General features: G+C 41.4%; 12 protein-coding genes and 1 pseudogene. 10 read left to right on the top strand and 3 right to left on the bottom strand.

The annotated features are described in order from the left end of the window. Nucleotides 1-13: 13 nt before the first annotated feature. Nucleotides 14-622, bottom strand: coding sequence for a cytochrome c oxidase subunit 3 (locus tag NU887_RS04875; RefSeq protein ID WP_258422237.1), 609 nt, complete (start codon nucleotides 620-622; stop codon nucleotides 14-16). A 140-nt stretch (nucleotides 623-762) separates the two neighbouring features. Here NU887_RS04875 and mfd point away from each other — a divergent pair, with 140 nt between their 5' ends. The 3 genes from mfd to NU887_RS04860 all read left to right on the top strand — a co-directional run bounded on the left by mfd (nucleotide 763) and on the right by NU887_RS04860 (nucleotide 8,160). Beyond that, nucleotides 763-4,116, top strand: coding sequence for a transcription-repair coupling factor (gene mfd / locus NU887_RS04870; protein WP_258422236.1), 3,354 nt, complete (start codon nucleotides 763-765; stop codon nucleotides 4,114-4,116). Between the two features lie 180 nt (nucleotides 4,117-4,296). After that, nucleotides 4,297-5,520, top strand: coding sequence for a gliding motility lipoprotein GldJ (gldJ, locus tag NU887_RS04865; protein WP_258422235.1), 1,224 nt, complete (start codon nucleotides 4,297-4,299; stop codon nucleotides 5,518-5,520). A 225-nt stretch (nucleotides 5,521-5,745) separates the two neighbouring features. After that, entirely contained in the window at nucleotides 5,746-8,160 is a 2,415-nt protein-coding gene (locus tag NU887_RS04860; protein WP_258422234.1) for an alpha/beta hydrolase family protein, read from the top strand. A gap of 124 nt (nucleotides 8,161-8,284) precedes the next feature. On the opposite strand, the gene NU887_RS04855 is transcribed toward NU887_RS04860, so the two are convergent. After that, nucleotides 8,285-8,830, bottom strand: coding sequence for a hypothetical protein (locus tag NU887_RS04855; RefSeq protein WP_258422233.1), 546 nt, complete (start codon nucleotides 8,828-8,830; stop codon nucleotides 8,285-8,287). Nucleotides 8,831-9,063: 233 nt separating this feature from the next. After that, on the bottom strand, nucleotides 9,064-10,068 hold the full coding sequence (locus NU887_RS04850) for an SMP-30/gluconolactonase/LRE family protein (protein WP_258422232.1): 1,005 nt from the start codon (nucleotides 10,066-10,068) through the stop codon (nucleotides 9,064-9,066). Between the two features lie 467 nt (nucleotides 10,069-10,535). Here NU887_RS04850 and NU887_RS04845 point away from each other — a divergent pair, with 467 nt between their 5' ends. From NU887_RS04845 to NU887_RS04815, 7 genes and pseudogenes are all read left to right on the top strand, one after another. Further along, nucleotides 10,536-11,861 carry a cytochrome ubiquinol oxidase subunit I gene (locus NU887_RS04845; protein ID WP_258422231.1) on the top strand — a complete coding sequence of 442 codons (1,326 nt, stop codon included), beginning with the start codon at nucleotides 10,536-10,538 and terminating at the stop codon, nucleotides 11,859-11,861. 4 nt (nucleotides 11,862-11,865) lie between these two features. Continuing rightward, nucleotides 11,866-12,885 carry a cytochrome d ubiquinol oxidase subunit II gene (locus NU887_RS04840; RefSeq protein ID WP_258422230.1) on the top strand — a complete coding sequence of 340 codons (1,020 nt, stop codon included), beginning with the start codon at nucleotides 11,866-11,868 and terminating at the stop codon, nucleotides 12,883-12,885. A 71-nt stretch (nucleotides 12,886-12,956) separates the two neighbouring features. Continuing rightward, entirely contained in the window at nucleotides 12,957-14,477 is a 1,521-nt protein-coding gene (locus NU887_RS04835; protein WP_258422229.1) for a sulfatase family protein, read from the top strand. Nucleotides 14,478-14,563: 86 nt separating this feature from the next. Next, nucleotides 14,564-15,682 carry an HNH endonuclease domain-containing protein gene (locus NU887_RS21200; protein WP_258422228.1) on the top strand — a complete coding sequence of 373 codons (1,119 nt, stop codon included), beginning with the start codon at nucleotides 14,564-14,566 and terminating at the stop codon, nucleotides 15,680-15,682. Continuing rightward, entirely contained in the window at nucleotides 15,664-16,536 is an 873-nt protein-coding gene (locus NU887_RS04825) for a bifunctional class I SAM-dependent methyltransferase/HIT family protein (RefSeq protein WP_258422227.1), read from the top strand. Before NU887_RS21200 ends, NU887_RS04825 begins: the two co-directional genes overlap by 19 nt. Nucleotides 16,537-17,080: 544 nt before the next feature. Then, nucleotides 17,081-17,284 (top strand): annotated as a pseudogene (locus NU887_RS04820) (thrombospondin type 3 repeat-containing protein); the annotation flags it as partial. Between the two features lie 598 nt (nucleotides 17,285-17,882). After that, nucleotides 17,883-18,314, top strand: a complete 432-nt coding sequence (locus NU887_RS04815) for a hypothetical protein (protein WP_258422226.1) — start codon at nucleotides 17,883-17,885, stop codon at nucleotides 18,312-18,314. Nucleotides 18,315-19,392: the final 1,078 nt, after the last annotated feature.

The following is a 19,392-nucleotide window of genomic DNA, read 5'->3' as shown; positions in this document are numbered from 1 at the left end:
ATACCACAAATTTTTAGAAAGTTAGTACAAAAACCAGGAAGAGTACCAGCCAGATCAAATCCATAAAGTGCCAATAGGTGGTAAAAAGTCTGATCCTCATCTTTTCAAATGGGTTGGTCAACATCAGGATCTGCTGTATTTCGCTTTTTCCGTTTTGATTATATTGAACCAGCATGATTATCGAAAAAATCATCACCCCCAAAAGGTGGAAAATATGGATACCACTCAAAATATATAGAAAACTCCCGCTTGGCAAACCCTTGAAATCCACTCCCATCATTGTCAGTTCCCGCCAGCCAAAAAACTGTAAGACAGTAAAAATCACCCCAAGTATGGCTGTCAATACGAGGTTGGATTTGAGCTTTTCCAGATTTTCTTCATTGAAATAAATTAATAGCTTGGAAACAGTGTAACCACTAAATAGAATAACAAAAGTACTCAAAATGAAAGCTTTAGGAATCTTGTGGCCATATTGCTCAAAATATCCGGTGCCCGAAGCCAAAAAGGCTACTGTCAAAAAAAGGAAAATCAACCCACTGCCAAACATTCCCAAATACATCATGGTCTGATAGGGATGCATTTTTTCGACCCTTTGTAGCCAGCTTTCCTTTGTTTTTTCCATGTGTCATGAAGTTATATTTCAGTAAACATTTAAATAAGCCATAGGTTCATCCAAATAGACTACAATTTCATAAACAGAAGTAGGAATAGGTTTCTAAATCAAATTCCTAACTTTGTCCATCATTAGCCAAACCCACAGAATTGGAAAAAAACGCATTTGTTGCTCTTTACGAAAAGGATCCTTTTGTACAGACCATTGCCCAGAACATACTCAAAGACAAATCAGGCAACCATCAGATCAAAGGTTTGTCGGGAAGTTTGGACAGTTTACTTTTTTCAGTCCTTTTCAAATCCCTTGGCGGAAGTCACCTCATTATTGCCCATGACAAAGAAGAGGCAGCCTATATCAACAATGACCTTCAGGAACTCTTAGGAGAAGGAACAATTTTCTTTTTCCCTTCCAGTTACAAAAGACCCTACCAGTATGATGAGGTGGAAAACGCCAATGTCTTGCAACGGGCTGAAATATTAAATAAGCTTCTCGCTCGGGAAGTTCAAAACCCGATCATCATCACCTACGCAGAGGCGCTTTACGAAAGGGTGATCAACAAAAGATCTCTGACAGAAAACACCTTCAAAGCAGCTGTGGGCGAAAAAGTGGATCTAGCGTTTATAGCCGAATTGCTCAGTACCTATGATTTTGAGAAAACTGACTTTGTTTTTGAACCCGGTCAGTTTGCCATTAGAGGGGGAATTTTGGATGTGTTTTCTTATGCACATGACCTTCCATACCGGCTTGAACTCTTTGGCAAAGAAATAGAAAGCATCAGGACTTTTGACCCCGAAACCCAACTTTCCCTGGAGTCTTTGGACCACATCAGCTTGATTCCCAATGTGCAGACCAAATTGCTTCAGGAACAGAGACAGTCTTTTTTAGATTTTCTTCCAAATGAAAGCATGCTTTGGTTCAAGGATTATCAATATACCCTTGATGTAATTGAAGAAAATTTCCTAAAAGCCAAAAACCAGTTTGACCAGATTGTCAGCCGTACTTCCAATCAAAAGTTGCTGCTCAAACCTGAGGACTTATTTGATGGAGAAGAAGCATTCATTACCCAGGTTTCGAAATTTGGGAAAGTTGAATTTGGAAATAAATTTTACCTGAAAAATGCTGTCTCGGCCAAGTTTGACGCTCAGCCCCAACCTTCATTCAATAAGAATTTTGACCTGATTGTCCAAAATCTGGTCGAAAATGAAAAAACAGGGATGCTCAACATTGTCTGTTCCGAAAGTGACAAGCAGATCCAAAGATTGGAGAACATTTTCCATGAACTTGACCCCACATTAAAAGTCCAATACCTGAAAATCGGTCTACGCGAAGGATTTGTGGACCGGTCCCTTTCCATTGCTTGCTATACAGACCATCAGATTTTTGAGCGTTTTCACCGGTATAAGACCAAAGCCAAATCAAGTAAATCCAAAGCCCTAACACTTCGGGAATTGAGGACTTTGCACCCCGGAGATTTTATTGTCCATATAGATTATGGTGTAGGAAGGTTTGCGGGATTGGAAAAAGTCGATGTCCATGGCAAATCCCAGGAAGCAGTACGCTTGGTGTTTAGGGATGACGACCTGCTTTTTGTCAACATCCATTCACTCCATAAGATCTCCAAATACTCCGGACAGGAAGGGACAATGCCTGCCATGTCAAAACTCGGCAGTCCCGAATGGGAAAATAAAAAGAGGAAGGTCAAAGGCAAGGTCAAAGACATTGCCAAGGATTTGATTGCGCTGTATGCCAAAAGGAAAGGGGCCAACGGTTTCAGGTTTTCTCCAGATTCGGTCATGCAGGTGGAATTGGAAAGTTCCTTCGTATTTGAAGATACCCCGGATCAGGCATCCGCCACCATCGATGTCAAATCCGATATGGAAAAACCTTATCCGATGGACAGACTTGTCTGTGGGGATGTAGGTTTTGGTAAAACAGAAGTGGCCATCCGTGCAGCATTCAAAGCTTTGAATGACAGAAAGCAGGTAGCAGTGCTCGTTCCTACCACCATTTTGGCCATGCAACATTTCCATACTTTTACAGAAAGGCTGACCAATTTTCCTGTCAAGGTGGAATACATCAACCGATTCAGGTCAGCCAAAGAAATCAAGGATATCATTGCCCAAGTGGCTACAGGAGAAATAGACATCTTGATCGGCACGCACAGGATTGTCAACAAAGACATCAAATTCAAAAACCTTGGACTTTTGGTTATTGACGAAGAACAAAAATTCGGAGTAAAAGTCAAAGACCAACTCAAAGAAATGAAAGTCAATGTGGATGTATTGACCTTAACCGCCACGCCGATTCCAAGGACACTCCATTTCTCTTTAATGGGTGCAAGGGATTTGTCAGTCATTGCCACCCCGCCACCAAACAGACAGCCGGTCACTACTGAAATCCATACCTTCAGAGAAGAAGTCATCCGCGATGCCATATCATTTGAGTTGAAAAGAGGTGGACAGGTATTCTTTGTTCACAACCGTGTCGGGGAGATTGATTCCATCGCTAACCTTATTTTGAGGTTAGTGCCGGATGCGCGTGTAGCTGCAGCACATGGACAGATGGATGGAAAAAAGCTCGAAGACATCATGGTGAAATTTATCGAGGGAGAATATGATGTCTTGGTGTCCACCAACATCATCGAATCCGGACTCGATATTCCAAATGCCAATACCATCATTATCAACCGTGCTCATATGTTTGGATTGAGTGACCTCCATCAGATGCGGGGACGTGTGGGGAGAAGTAACAAAAAAGCTTTCTGTTACCTTTTGACCACTCCGACTTCGGGATTGACGGCAGAGGCAAGGAAGAGATTACAGACATTGGAAGAATTCTCGGATTTGGGTGATGGTTTCAAAGTCGCGATGCGGGACCTCGATATCCGTGGTGCAGGAAACCTCCTTGGGGCCGAACAAAGCGGTTTCATCACCGATTTGGGATTTGAGATGTACCATAAGATATTGGATGAGGCTGTACAGGAATTGAAGGAAAATGAGTTTGCCTACCTCTTTGAAGTAGACCTGAAAGAAAAGGTGGAAGTTTTGGTGCAGGACTGCGTGATAGAGACAGATTTGGAATTGTTGATTCCGGAATCTTATGTCAGCAATATATCTGAAAGGCTGAGTCTTTATGCCAAGTTGGACAACATCAAAAAAGAAGAGGAGCTTCAGACCTTTATCCAATCTGTCAGGGACAGGTTTGGTCCGATCCCATCCCCTGTAGAGGATTTGTTTGAAACTGTCCGACTGAGATGGATTGCGGAAAACTTGGGATTTGAAAAACTCGTACTCAAAGGAGAGATTATGAAATGCTATTTCCTTCCTTCAGAAAAGGAAAAGTATTTCAAATCAGATACATTTGGTAAGATCCTTGCTTACATCCAAAAGCACGGCAAACTTTGTAAGATCAAAGAGGCTAAAAACAGACTTATTTTGATCATCAGTGAAGTGAAAAGCATTGAAAAAGCAAAAAAATGGCTTGAAGAGATGAAAAATGCATAAATTTTGAAAATTTTTAACAAGATCATTTTTGCTTTTCCTGAAAAATAATTTGCATTATTTCTAACAATCTTGCATAAAACCTATTTCACCATCAGGGACTTGTCAAAAAAATTATTGTGATAAAGATATTATTGATTATATATTAGCGTTCTATTTGAGGGTTAAAAACAGTTAAATATTATGGTTTTTGCGAAAAATAAAGCAGGTTTAATTTTGGCTTCAGCGTTGCTTGTAGCAGGAGCGCTGCTATCGTCTTGTAACAAAACTCCGGGATACGGCAGAAGAACAGCTGCCAAACCGGGTAAGGCCAGCCCGACAACGGGTGCGGAATATAGCTTCGATGCTAATGACAGTTCTAATTTTGTCGTCACCAGACTTGCAAAGCAGGAAATAGGTCCAAACTTGAAATTTATCCAAGGCGGTCGTGCTGTTTTGGGTTCTCAGGAACAGGATGTCATGGCTTTCAGGGATAACGCCGAAAGGACTGTGACCATTGCATCATTCTTCATGGACGAAACAGAAATCTCAAACAATGACTACAGGGAATTCCTTTTCGACATGAAAAAGAAAGTTTCTGCCGATTCCATCAAAAAATTGGAACCTGCTGAAGGAGTTTGGGGTGGGGTATTGTCCTATAATGATGTGTATGATACTTACTATTTCAGATTTCCCGGTTTCAACTTCTACCCTGTAGCAGGCGTATCTTGGGTTCAGGCAAATACCTATGCCAAGTGGAGGACAGAATTTGTATCCAACTTGGTGAGAGAAAGAAATGAATTGGACAGTTCACTTACAAAAAACCAACTGATTGAAAGAGGGGTAGCCTTTGCAGAATACAGATTGCCAAGTGAGGCAGAATGGGAATATGCAGCCAAGGCTATGATCGGCGTACAGTATATGGACGAAAATCAGGAATTTGGAAGAATCTATCCTTGGGATGGCAGAGGTGTCAGAAACCCATATAATGTTAAAAGACAGGGTAAGCAAGGTGACTTCTTAGCCAACTTCAAGCGTGGAAGAGGTGACTATGCAGGTATTGCAGGTAGCCGCACCAATGACGGTGAAATCATCCCAACCAACGTATATGATTTCCCACCAAATGATTTTGGATTGTACAACATGGCAGGAAATGTCAACGAGTGGGTTCAGGACGTTTACAGACCACTTTCTTATCAGGATTTTGATGACCTCAACCCATTGAGAAAAGACGGAATTTTTGACGAATCTGAAACTTATGGTACTACCTTGATCGATGATAACTATAGAGTCTACAAAGGAGGTTCTTGGAGAGATATGGCTTATTGGCTTGCTCCGGGTACTAGAAGATTTATCCATCAGGACTCTGCTACCAACCATATTGGATTCAGATGTGCCATGATTTCTATCGGTGCTGAAGGAAAATAATGTATCGTTTGTGTTTAACAGAACAAAAAAGGTGTCCTAAAGACACCTTTTTTTTATGTCCTTTTTTTACTGAAAAATCATTTTTATAACCCTCCTCATTTCCTAATTCTTAATTTATCATTCTGAATTTTTTCCCCATTCAGCCCAAATTCAAACCAAAAAGCCCAAAAGCAGTTTTTGTTACATGGATTTGCCTTATTTTAGACCAAAATCAACTTTCATATTATGAAAAAAATATACCGATTTATTCTGGTTTTGACCCTCTGTGGTTTTGGAGAGGTCATATCCTCCCATGCACAGAATGCTTTAACTTATCAGACGCCTCCCAAAGCCATCGCTGATTTGGTCAATGCACCGATTACGCCACAGGCGAGTTTTAGCAGATCGGGAGAATTTATGTTGTTGCTCGAGCGGGCCGGAAACCCATCCATCGAAGAACTTGCACAGCCCGAACTGAGGATTGCAGGGATCCGTATCAATCCCGCCACCAACGGCCCTAGCCGTGGAGGATATGTGGAAAATGTAAAATTAAAAAACACCCGTTCCGGTATGGAACAGGACATCAAAGGCCTTCCTGCTTCCCCGAGATTGGGAAATTTCTCCCTTTCCAAGGATGAAAAATTTGTGGCAATGACCCATACCTCCAACACCGGCATCAGCCTTTGGGTAGTGGATTTGAGCAATTTGGAAGCCAAAAAACTAACTGACGAAATTGTCAACGGCGTTTATGGAAATGCCATCACCTGGACACCGGATAATAAAATACTTCTCAAAGCAGTCAACCCAAGCCGAGGCAACATGCCCAAAGCCCCACTTGCCCCTGCAGGACCTATCATTCAGGAAACTTCAGGAAATGCTGCTCCTTCACGTACCTATCAGGATCTCTTGACCAACTCTTATGATGAGGCATTGTTTGCTTACTTCATGGATTCGCAGTTGATGTTGGTGGACCTAAGTGGAGGCAAACAAGCGGTAGGTCCCTCAGGCTTGATTTCTTCTGTTGACCTTTCTCCTGATGGAAATTATATCCTTGTGGAACTGATCAAAAGACCTTTCTCCTACCTTGTTCCCGCTTCCCGTTTTCCCTATGATGTGGAGATTTGGGACAGCAAAGGCAATAAAGTCAAAACCTTGGCCCAAATTCCTTTGGATGAAGTCAGGCCAACAGGCTTTGATGCCACGGTTACAGGACCAAGAGCCATCAATTGGAGGGCAGATAAAGGAGCTTTCCTTTATTGGACCGAAGCACAGGACGGCGGTGACCCCAAAGTCAAAATGGAGGAAAGAGAAATCATCTATACTTTGGACGCTCCTTTTACCGCCACACCAACAAAGTTGGCTAGCATTGGCTATAGATTTGGAGGCATTTCTTGGTCAGACGACAATTTTGCCCTTTTGAACGAAAGATGGTTTGCCAGCAGACAGGAAAGGGTTTCTGTCATCAATCCCTCCAAACCGGGGGAAAAAGGCGCTGTCATCATCGAGCGCAACTCAGATGATATCTACAACGATCCGGGAAATCCTGTATTTACAACCAATGCATTTGGCAAAAATGTGATTCTGAGAAAAGGAGACGATGTATTTATGACCTCCGAAGGGGGCAGTCCCGAGGGCAGTATGCCTTATCTTTCAGCTTTCAATACCAAAACCAAAACTGAAAAAATCATTTGGAGGAGCCAAGCCCCCTATTACGAAAGGGTAGCCAAAGTCCTCAATGCCGACGCCACAGAATTTATCACCATTAAAGAAAGCACCGATATCCAACCCAATTATTGGTTGGTCAATACTAGAAAGCGCATCGCCCCGATGCAGATTACCAACTTTGCCCATCCTTATGAATCCATCAAGGGCATCAACAAGCAGCTCGTCACCTACAAAAGAAATGACGGACTCAACTTATCTGCCGTGGTCTATACCCCTGAAGGTTATGACCCTGCCAAAGACGGAAGACTTCCTGTATTGATGTGGGCCTATCCTAGGGAATACAAATCCGCAGCCACCGCTGCACAGGTTCGCGGTTCCAAATACCAGTTTACCAGATTGAGTTGGGGCTCTCCTATCTATTGGGTGACGCAGGGATATGCGATCATGGACCAAACAGAAATGCCGATAGTCGGGGAAGGGGACGATGAACCAAATGACACTTTTGTGGTGCAACTTGTGGCCAATGCGGAAGCAGCGATAGATTACATCGTGGGTCAGGGCATCGGAGACCGCGAAAAAATCGCTGTAGGCGGACATTCTTATGGGGCTTTCATGACAGCAAACTTACTTTCTCACTCCAACTTGTTTGCAGCAGGAATCGCACGAAGTGGCGCTTACAACAGGACTTTGACACCTTTTGGATTCCAATATGAGCAACGCAGCTATTGGGAAGCACCTGAGGTGTACAATGTGATGTCGCCATTTATGAATGCCGACAAGGTAAAAACCCCGATCTTATTGATCCACGGAGAGGCGGACAACAATTCCGGTACTTTCCCCATCCAGTCCGAACGGTATTATAATGCACTCAAAGGTCACGGCGCAACAACCAGATTGGTTTTCCTACCTCACGAAAGCCATGGCTATGCAGGCAAAGAATCCATTTTGCATACCCTTTGGGAAATGAATACATGGCTCGAAAAGTATGTCAAATAACCTTTGAGGTCTTTTTTGACCTCGAAGGTTTTACCCTTATTTAGATACAAGTGACGAGAATATTGAAAAATTAGCCTCCGAAAGGGGGCTTTTTTTTGTATTGTTATTTGGACAAAAAAATTGGTCAAAGCAACTTGTCCTCTTTTAATTTAACTAGAATTCCTTTGGCTAATTTTCCTGCAAAAACATTAGTGAAGCCATAAGAAACCCAAATAGGTTCTTCCTTCCCCAACTCAAAAAAGTAAACCTGATATTTGATGACATCGGAAAGTTCCTCATTATGCACGTAACTTTTTTGTGTAACAAGCAATATGAACTCGACCCCTTTATTTTGTAATCGAATGTTGAATTCCGAAAAATCATATGCACGGAAATCCTCGAAAATTTCCCGATAATCAGTTCCCCTTCCTAATTCTAAAAACTTATTTACCAAATTGTCACGGAAACCCTTATCTTCTAAATTGTTGAATTTTCCATTGAGATAGGTATTATAATTTTGTTCTCCCAAGTCCAATAAATCATCATGAAGAACAGAATACAGGATTAGAAAATTGCTAATCGGCTTGGAAGGTTCACTAACTTTTTTAGAGTAGCTTGCTCTAGGCGTAAAACAGGAAACAAATAGTAAAGAAACTATTAAGAACAATAAAAGCTGAGAGATTCTTTTCATGGCTTTAAACAGATCACTTAAAGACGTCTTTTTTCGGTCGAAGGTTTAAGCCTATCTTAATTAAGTAGATGGTCTAGTTCTTGAGCCTTTAAATTTTCTTGACCTTTTAAGTCACCTCAAACATTTTTCTTTGCGCCTTCGCGGGACACATTCTCTCTTATTTTGCGCCTTGCGTCTCTGGGTGATTGGTATTTATGATCCCTCCGTGCCTTAGTGTCTTTGTGGGAAAAGAATCACTTCAACCCCATTTTCAACACATAATTATCCGCCGTAATATAAAGCGTCTTTTCATCCGAAGAGAAAGCACAATTAGAGGTAGCTTCCCCAGTCGCAATCCTAGCCAAAGCCTTCCCGTTTTCATCAAAAAGCCAAACACCTCCCGGTCCTGTTGCAAACAGATTTCCGGAACTGTGCATTTTCATCCCGTCAGGAAGTCCGTTGTAGCCTTCTTTTCCTACATATGATGTTGCCTCAAAAAACAACTTTTTATTTTCCACCACACCCGGGGTCACAATGTCATATTGGTACCACACCGCATGTTCAGGATCGGAGTTGGCGACAATCAATTTGCTTTGGTCAGGGGAAAAAGTGATGCCGTTGGGTCTAGAGATGGAATCCACAAGCAATAGTTCCCCATCAGTCTTGAGGCAATAGATTCCCTGAAAATCCAATTCCTTCGCCGGGTCATCCACATTGAACTCCAAGCCATAAGGTGGGTCGGTGAAATACAAATTTCCCGCCTTGTCATAGATGGCATCGTTGGGGCTGTTGAGGCGCTTTCCTTGATAGTTATCCACAATGCTGACAAAATCTGCTTTGGGCTGATCCAAAGGCGCATTCATCTTTGCCATCCTGCGGTCTCCATGTTGGCAGAGCACCAAATTCCCCTGCGGATCCAAAATCAGGGCATTGGAACCTGTCTCTCCGCCACGGGCAGCATCTCCTGTATAGCCCGAAGGTTTCAGATAAAGACTTGTTTCACCCTTTGCATCAATCTGAAATATGGAGTTGTTGGGAATATCCGAAAACAACAACTTCTGTTCTTTTTCCAGCCAAAGTGGCCCTTCAGTCCAGGCATAGCCCTGAGAAATGACTTCGATCTGTGCATCAGGATTTATCAAACTCAACGCTGCCTCATCTAGAATTTCTATCGAACTGTTTGCTTTCATGGTGTTTTTGGGTTGGGTGCAGGAAATGGCAATCAAAATAAAAAACGAAAATACGATGGAATATTTCATGGTCTTTTGGGTTGTAAATAAATGCAAACATCAATTTCGGATTTTTCCCTTGGAATCTGACTATCAAAGCCTCAATTTTTGAATAGGATGAATTTAAAGACAGGTAGCTGCTAATTGCGAGAAAGATTTTGAGCGCACCATCATTACTTATCAAATACCAATTATACCTCCGCACAGAGCAACAATTAATCGCCGAAGTACAGAAAGAGATTGACAGAATGGATCAAAGAGAAAGGGAATAATGCCATCCCAAAATTACTGTTTATGCTATTGCTTTCCGTTCATTGACCGGCATCCCAGAGCTTCCTACTCACCCCAACTCCCAAACATCATTCTTCCATCCTTCCCGACCTCAAACTTCCAACCTTTTACCCACTCCCCACCTGGTTTCATTCAAAAAAATACCCTACTTTTAAACTGCTAATGTAAATTACTTAGCCATCCTGTTTACCAAAACCTCCTCCCAAATGGATGATCTTTTAGCTGCAAGGTCTCAGATGGCCTTATCTCTGGGCTTTCACATCATTTTTGCCTGTATTGGAATGATCATGCCGTTTTTTATGGCTATTTCCCATTACATCTATCTCAAAACCGGAAAGGAAGCCTACAAGAAACTGACCGTCGCATGGAGCAAAGGCGTGGCAATCTTTTTTGTTACAGGTGCAGTTTCAGGAACGATGCTCTCTTTTGAACTTGGTCTGCTTTGGCCCAAATTCATGGAAGAGGCAGGACCGATTTTTGGAATGCCATTTTCCTTGGAAGGAACGGCCTTTTTTATCGAAGCCATAGCATTGGGCTTTTTCCTTTATGGTTGGGGAAAATTCCACCCTTGGTTCCATTGGTTTACCGGAGTAGTAGTAGGGGTCAGCGGCTTGGCCTCAGGCATATTGGTCGTTGCAGCCAATGCCTGGATGAATGCACCTACAGGATTTGATATCATCGATGGGGTTTATACCAATATTGACCCGATCGCCGCGATGTTTAATGAAGCCTGGTTCAGTCAGGCTTTGCACATGACGCTGGCAGCATTTGTCGCAACAGGCTTTGCCGTAGGTGGGATCCATGCCTGGATGATCAGGAAGGGAAAATCCAAAGATATCCACATCCCTGCCCTCAGGATTTCCCTGACTATCGGCGCTGTAGCCGCCATTCTGATGCCGCTGAGCGGGCACCATGCTGCCAAAGATGTAGCCCATCGGCAGCCGGCAAAGCTTGCGGCAATGGAAGCGCATTTTCACACCGAAGAAAGAGCGGCTTTGATCATCGGAGGAATTCCGGACGAAGCTACCCAAACCGTAAATTATGCCATCAAAATCCCGGGTGGGTTGAGTTACCTGATCCATGGTGACTTTGTCACAGAGGTCAAGGGGCTTGAGGATATCCCCCAAGATGAACATCCACCGGTGGCTATCACCCACTATGGATTTCAGATCATGGTAGGCATCGGCATGTTGCTGATGCTGGTTGGATTGATTTGGTTGTTTGGGCTGTGGAAAAAAGCCCCCTATTTACATGCCCCCTGGTTTTTAGCTTTGCTAGCCCTATTGAGCCCTTTGGGGTTTATTGCCGTGGAGGCAGGTTGGGTAGTGACTGAGGTAGGCAGGCAGCCCTGGATCCTGTATGGTATCATGCGGACAGCTGATGCGGTGACCCCAATGCCGGGAATCGTGTATTCATTCTGGCTTTATGTGGCAGTGTACTTGTCATTATCCCTGATCGTAGGCGCGTTGCTGGCAAAGCAGGTAAAGGCTTTGGATAAGGAAACGGAGCAACTTTCACCCAAAACGTCCTGATCCCATGGTAGATATCATCATTGCTTTTTTGTACCTGTCATTATTGATGTACCTGCTTTTCGGAGGGGCGGATTTTGGTGCAGGCATCATCGAGTTTTTTACCTCAGATGCCAAAAAAGACCGCACAAGGCTGCTTACTTATCAGGCGATCGGTCCCATTTGGGAAGCAAACCACATGTGGCTCATCATCACCATCGTCATCCTTTTTGTGGGCTTTCCAAAAGTTTACTCGACTGTTTCCATTTTCCTCCATATCCCTGTTTCCTTGCTGTTGCTCGGCATAATTGCCCGGGGAACAGCCTTTATTTTCAGGCATTATGATCCGGATCAGGGAAAATTTCAGCCCTTGTATAACCTTATTTTTGTTTATTCTTCTTTCCTCAGTCCGCTCTTTCTAGGCATCCTGGCAGGGACGATCATCTCGGGAAGAATAGACTTAGAGGCAGCTTCTTTCCCTGAGGCCTACTTGTTTCCATGGTTGGCCTTTTTCCCGATCAGTGTAGGCTTGTTTACTGTGGCTATTTGCGGGTATTTGGCTGCTGTCTTTTTGATTGGTGAAGCCCAAACTCACGAAGACCAAATGCTGTTCAGAAAAAAAGCCATCAGAATGAATGTCCTGACAGTGGTTGCCGGGGCTTTGGTTTTTTTGGCTGCCACCTTGGAGGGCATTCCATTGTTGGCAGGCATGTTGGATCATCCCATCACGATTTTAGCATTGGTCTTGGCTAGTATTTCCCTTCCATTGACATGGAAGTATTTGAGGGAAAATTTTCACATGAGGGCAAGGATCCTGGTAGGTTTTCAGGTTAGTATGATCCTCTTTGCCCTGTTTTACAGTATTCATCCTGCATTTATGGTTTTCAAAAACAGTGTTCTGATCCTGAAAGACGCTGCCGCAGGTCCTGCCACCATGAACAGCCTAGGCATTGCCCTCCTTGTAGGAAGTGTTTTTATCCTTCCTTCTTTGTTTTACCTCATCTATAGCTTTCAGAAGAAGCCCTTTCAGCCTTTGGCAAAAAAGTGATTTATTACAATCATGATTTACATTTAAATTAGGTACCTGACACTGTTAAGGAAAAACCAAAAGCCTCATATATGAAATCTTTCCAACTCCTCTTTTTCTCCTTGATCCTCCTTTTTTCGTGTGGAAAGAAAGAATTGGAAAAGGCCTCTCCAAAGCCTCCAAACATCCTCTTTTTGATAGCGGATGATTGGTCTTATCCACATGCCGGCGTCTATGGTGATCGGGTGGTCCAGACTCCGAATTTCGATAGACTTGCCAAAGAAGGCGCTTTGTTTACCAATGCCTATACCGCCTCCCCATCCTGTTCACCTTCGCGCGCCTCGATTTTGCTTGGAAGATATCCACACCAAAACGAAGCCGGGGGAAATCTATGGTCAGAATTTCCCGCCCAGTATCCCACCTATGTCAGCATCCTCGAACAAGCCGGTTACTTCACAGGTTCCACGCGCAAAGGTTGGGGACCGGGAGAGTTTGCAGTCTCAGGACTTGCCCACAATCCTGCCGGAAAGCAATTCGAAGATTTCAAGACCTTTTTGGACCAAAGACCCAAAGACCAACCTTTTACCTTTTGGTTTGGCAGCAGCGATCCGCACCGGGAGTATGAACCCAACACCGGAATTCAAAGCGGCATGAAGCTGTCTGATGTCATCGTCCCCGGATTTTTTCCTGACAACGACTGTGTACGGAATGATATCCTTGACTATTATTTTGAGATAGAGCGATTTGACAGGGAATGTGGACAACTCATCCGACAGCTGGAGGAAATCGGCGAACTCGACAATACCATCATCGTGATGACAAGTGACAACGGCATGCCTTTTCCACGGGCCAAAGCCAACCTCTATGACCTTGGAACCCGTATGCCTTTGGCCATCCGTTGGCCTGAAAAAGCCAAAGGCGGAACTGTCATTGACGATTTTGTAAATTTTGTGGACTTTGCCCCGAGCTTTATCGAGGCGGCAGGTCAGGAGGTCCCTGACATGAGTGGACAGTCTCTTTGGGCCCTATTGGAAGGCAAAAAACAAAACCGGGATCAGGTATTCCTCGAGCGCGAGCGGCATGCCAATGTCCGCAAAGGAAACCTCAGTTATCCCATGCGGGCAGTCAGAAACCACCAATACCTCTATATCTGGAACCCCATTCCCGAGCGCAATCCTGCCGGAGACCCGACCGTCCACCAATCTGTCGGCCAATATGGAGATGTGGACCATTCCATCACGAAGTTTCTGATCATGAATCAGGAAGGAAAAGCCAAATCCAGCCAACCGGATTACTTTGCCCTGTCCTTTGGACTAAGGCCTGAAGAGGAACTGTATGATGTAGTAAATGATCCTTATCAATTAAACAACCTCGCTGCCCAACCTGAATTTCAGGCAGCCAAAGAACAGCTGAAAACCCAACTATTGTCTTGGATGACCGAAACCGGCGACCTCAGGGCCACCGACCCAAAGTCCACTTATTGGGACCAACTCCGCTACACCCCAAATTACCAAATGGAAGACGCCCCCATCCAACAACGCATCGAAGCCTACCGCATCCTTCCTCCTTTTGGAAAGTATAGTAAGGAGGGGATTGGGTGTTTGGAGGAGTGAGACTTGTTTTAGTTAATTACTTTAATAATTTTTCCATTAGAAAAAAGATTTTACTATTTTTCACTTAAACTTTTAAATCATTATATGTGAGAAGTGAAATATTTTCAAACATCAATAAAATTATTGAGAGAGACAGTAAAGTCTCAACTTATAAGTTCGCCTTGTTAAGAGGTACAATAGATGTTATTCTTGAAAACTCTCCATTTATCGTTCAAAAAGAATCAAGGATTTATATTCCTCTAGGTCTGTTGATCGAAAAATGGCTGCTTTTTTATTATCCAATTTTAGCATCCAAATCATTCATCCCCCAAATTCATGGGGAAACAAAACTAGCTTTTGAAACCCTTTTCAAAGAGATTATTGCTGATTACAATGACAAAGGAGGTTTTTCGGTATTTTACAATGACCTTAGGAAAAATGGAATTCCTAGGGATCAACATGAGAATTTCTTAAAACTTCTTAAGAAGTTAAAGGATACAATTACCTCAAATCCGATGAAATATATTGGTCGTTCAATTAACCCTGATTATTATTCCATTTTCCAATATCATCCTGGTTTAAGGATTCAAAATCCTATTAAAATCGATTTATCCTATTTGATTTCAAATTTTGGGGAATTTTCCATCCCTATTGAGTATCATGACGCATTTCAGATTTTAGGAAGCTTTCTAAGTGGACAAGATTCTATTCTGTTTAAATGGGCAGAATTTTCAGTTAATGCTTCCAAGAATATTTTACCTTTTGAAAAGGTTCTTCATGATGTATTAATAAGCCCAATTACAGAAAGAGATATCAGGGAATCAAAAAAAATATATCAATCTATATTGAATAAAGATGGTAAAGTCCAATGCGTTTGGACTGGCCATTCTATTGATTCATATGATATCGACCATTTAATTCCCTTTTCAGTATGGAAAAACAACGATTTATGGAATCTCCTTCCTTCAAGTCAAAAAATCAATAATTCAAAAAGAGATAAGATTCCTTCAACTCAATTGATTGAAGATAGGAGAGATTTAATTCTTCATTATTGGGAATTGATTCAAAAAAGTTTGCCAGAGAGATTTGAAAAAGAAATGAGAATTACTCTTTTGGGAAACTCTACTTTTGATAATTGGCAGAAACCGGCGATAGAAAAACTTAAGGAGACTTGCCAATATTTAATTTCAACAAGAGGTTTTGAAGAATGGAATCCAAAAAATTAAACTCCTATAACCACCTCACCGCCAAAGAACGGGATTCAATTTCTTTTCCTGCAAGGCATGTTTTGAACAAGGGATTGTTAATGGGAGAGGTCTTGGACTTTGGATGTGGTTTTGGGAAGGATGTGGAGGTTTTGAAGGAAGAGGGGATTGATATTGTCGGATATGACAGGCATTATTTTCCAAGTTATCCACAAAAGCAATTCGATACCATTATCTGTCTTTATGTACTCAATGTCCTGATGCAGGAAGAACAAACAAGAGTACTGATGGAAATTTCACAACTGTTAAAACCTACCGGAAAAGCCTATTTTGCTGTTAGAAGGGACATCACTTTTGAAGGTTTCAGAACACATAAAATCCATCAAAAACCAACCTATCAATGCAACGTGATCCTTCCTTTTTTCTCCATCTTCAGAAATGAAAACTGCGAAATTTATGAGTATAAGCCGTTTAATATAAGGTTAATAGACCAATTAGAGGATTCTTGCCCATTTTGTAATCCATCTTCAGATAGTATACTTTTAGCCGAATCAGCGACAGCGTTTTCCATTTATGACAAATTTCCTGTTTCAAATGGACACGCTTTAATTATTCCAAAAAGACATGTGGATAACTATTTTGATTTGAGCTTTCGGGAACAATCTGCCTGTTTTTTTATGCTTAATTATGTAAAAGAAATTGTCCAAAAAAAGAATGATCCCGATGGATTTAATATAGGGATAAATATCGGCAAATCGGCAGGACAGACTGTTGACCATGTTCATATTCACCTTATTCCCCGATATGCTGGAGATGTGGATAATCCGATTGGTGGCGTTAGGGAAGTAATCCCTGAAAAGAAAATTTATCTTTAAATAATTCCTAATAAGCGGCTCTAAAAGTCCTTTCATGGACCTGCTAGAATAATACCTAACCAACTCCAAAGTAAAAGAAACTGAAGGGCTATTGCCGTTTATTTAGGGAAAACCAAATCCTGATAGGTATTGTGATTTTTGGTCAAAAATGATACTAGTTGTGGTGTCAATTTTTCCAAACAGTGCTTCTCTAGCTAAAATATTCTCCAGTAGCATAAATTAAAAGTTCTTTTATCGAAGAATTATTTCTAGGATTTTGAAGAATATTATTTTGAAATGAGCATTTTTTCTTGAATCAGGATTTATCCTTTGCTTACTGACAAATTATTCTTTTTTTTAGATATTCATTAGATAAAACATTTTTCTAAAATTCTTTTAGTTAACAAAGCTTATAAATATGAAGGATTCTCATTTTAAAAAATGCTTGGAGATTTTTTTGTTTTTAATCATTTGGTCAGTATTGTTTTCATGTGCCACAAAAAAGGATTTAATAAACCTAAAACAAGAAATGAATTCAGAGATCGCTCAATTGCGTGGCCAGTTAACAGAGATGTTGAAAGATAGTGATGGAGACGGGGTGCCTGATTATTTGGATCTGGAACCTAATACACCAATTGGGGCTAGAGTGGATAGTCAAGGCAGAATGTTAGACAGCGATGGAGATGGAATTGCTGACCATTTGGATAAATGTCCATTCGTACCAGGACCTGCTAGCACTAATGGTTGTCCCGTTGAGGAGCTTATGGAGGCATTAAATCCAAGAGATCCCAATAGGTCAGACCAGTTTTGGCCTATTCCCACTCCCACATACATTGAAGACATTACAGATCAGTTTATTGGAATTGATGATTCCTTAGAAGCTGTCTACGGCAAAATTAGGAAACATTTACAAAAAAAGGGAAATCAGTTTAACAGGGTTATGTATGTTCCAGAAGATGGTTTTGTAGTTTTTTCTAATTTAGAAAGAATCAATGATTCTGGAACCAGGCTGTCTCTCCCAATAGAAATTGAAAAGGGAGGATGTAGCATTTTAAATATTTTACATTGCCTTTACGGGAAACCGAGCGGTAGATATGTGTTTTTTGCTTTTGTGGTAAATAATGGAAAGGGGCTAAGGACAACCAATGATATTAAGGAATACAATGATATTATGAAGTATATCAATCGTGGATATATTAATCTTGATAATAGCTATGTTCGGGATATTTACAATAATCCTATTTCCGCACGTGGATATACAGTATCATTACTTGCTTATGAATATGAAACTTATCCGGGTCGAGTGCCCAAGTTAGTTTTAAACACCAAAATTGATTACTTCAAATTGTTATTTAAATAAAGCAAACATGGTTGAAAAGTTTAAAGCACAAAAACAATTGACAATATTGTGGATAAGTTTAACTATCGTCATTGGCTTACTTTTATTTTCGTTTAGTTCGGAAGTGATCATTGAAAACAATGAGGCAATATGGTCTTGGTATACAAGGTCCACGCTTCCCTTCAATACCCTGATTATTACCGCTATGTTCGCTATTAAAAGCCCACATAATCAAAATAAAATTTACATTCAAAAATTTTATTACTACATCACTTTAGGGGTATCAAGTTCATATTTTCTTTTAATTATTATTTTCATTCTAAAAACCCAAACCAATTCTTCTTTGGAAACAATCCACCTTATTACCAATAAGTCAAATTACATTCAAACTTTCTTTGAGGCATTTGTTACCGGTACCTTGGGTTATTTTTTTGTGTCTGGGGGAAAAAATGAAGAGTAAAAGGTTGGTAACCTCAACCCTATAGGTGATGGATTGATTCCTAAAGAGAAAAATATTATTTAATACTTTAATCGATTTCAAACTTTCCATTATAAAACCGAAGGATTTGCGAGCTTACCCCCTCGTCAAATGAAAATTGATACCCGATTAACATTTTGTAATTTACATTTTCTAAATCAACAGCATTAATGATGAATCCAATTAGTCATTTTCCAACGACAGGTTATTATGGTTCCAAATGAAAAAAAATCTTTAACTTTTCTACCGGACAAGAAGAAGATCTAGCCGTATTTCCAAGCCATTTCCCAAAATAAAACAATTCACCCCAACTTAAAATAAATCAATTCTAAAAGAAATAATTCAATAATATTTCCAAAAATCAGCATTTTCCCCCCACTTTCCGCTACCCTTCCCTTACCCTTCTCCTACCCACCCGTTACACCCTCCTTACCCATTCGTTACCTTTTGACCAATTTCCAAGAAACCATATAATTATTCCGACAATTTAATTGCTTGTACTTTTCCAAGACCATCAGCAATAGTCTTTTTACCCAGCACGCATTCAATCCCTTCCTTGTTTTGGCGGAAAGCCATGTTCAAATTTGGTCATCAAATTAGCCAAAACCAGACCTGACTTCCCGGCTGATTCTGATCTATAAATATGTCACCCCTTCGGGGTTTTGCCTACCCTACTATCAAATCCATTTTTCTATAATCCTACCACCCCTTCGGGGTTTTCCACAACCCGACAACCCTACAACCCGACAACCCGACAACGCGCAGCAGACAACAATTTCAGTATGCAGTCTCAGTTTTCAGTTTGCAGACCTAACCACGCGCCTCAGACAACCCGACAACTTGACAACCCGACAACGCGAAGCTGACAACAATTCCAGTATGCAGTCTCAGTTTTCAGTTTGCAGTCCTGACAACGCGCAGCAGGTAAGTTCACAACAGTTACAACAGTTACAACAATTACAACCACTACAACCACTACAACAATTCCAACCCGAGAACCCGACAACGCGAAGCAGACAATAACTACAACCACTCTAAATTTTTCCCTATTTTTAGCCCC

The sequence above is a fragment of the Aquiflexum gelatinilyticum genome (genome assembly GCF_024741135.1).
In the GTDB taxonomy this organism is placed as follows: domain Bacteria; phylum Bacteroidota; class Bacteroidia; order Cytophagales; family Cyclobacteriaceae; genus Cognataquiflexum; species Cognataquiflexum gelatinilyticum.
This window is presented reverse-complemented; position numbering and strand designations above follow the sequence as displayed.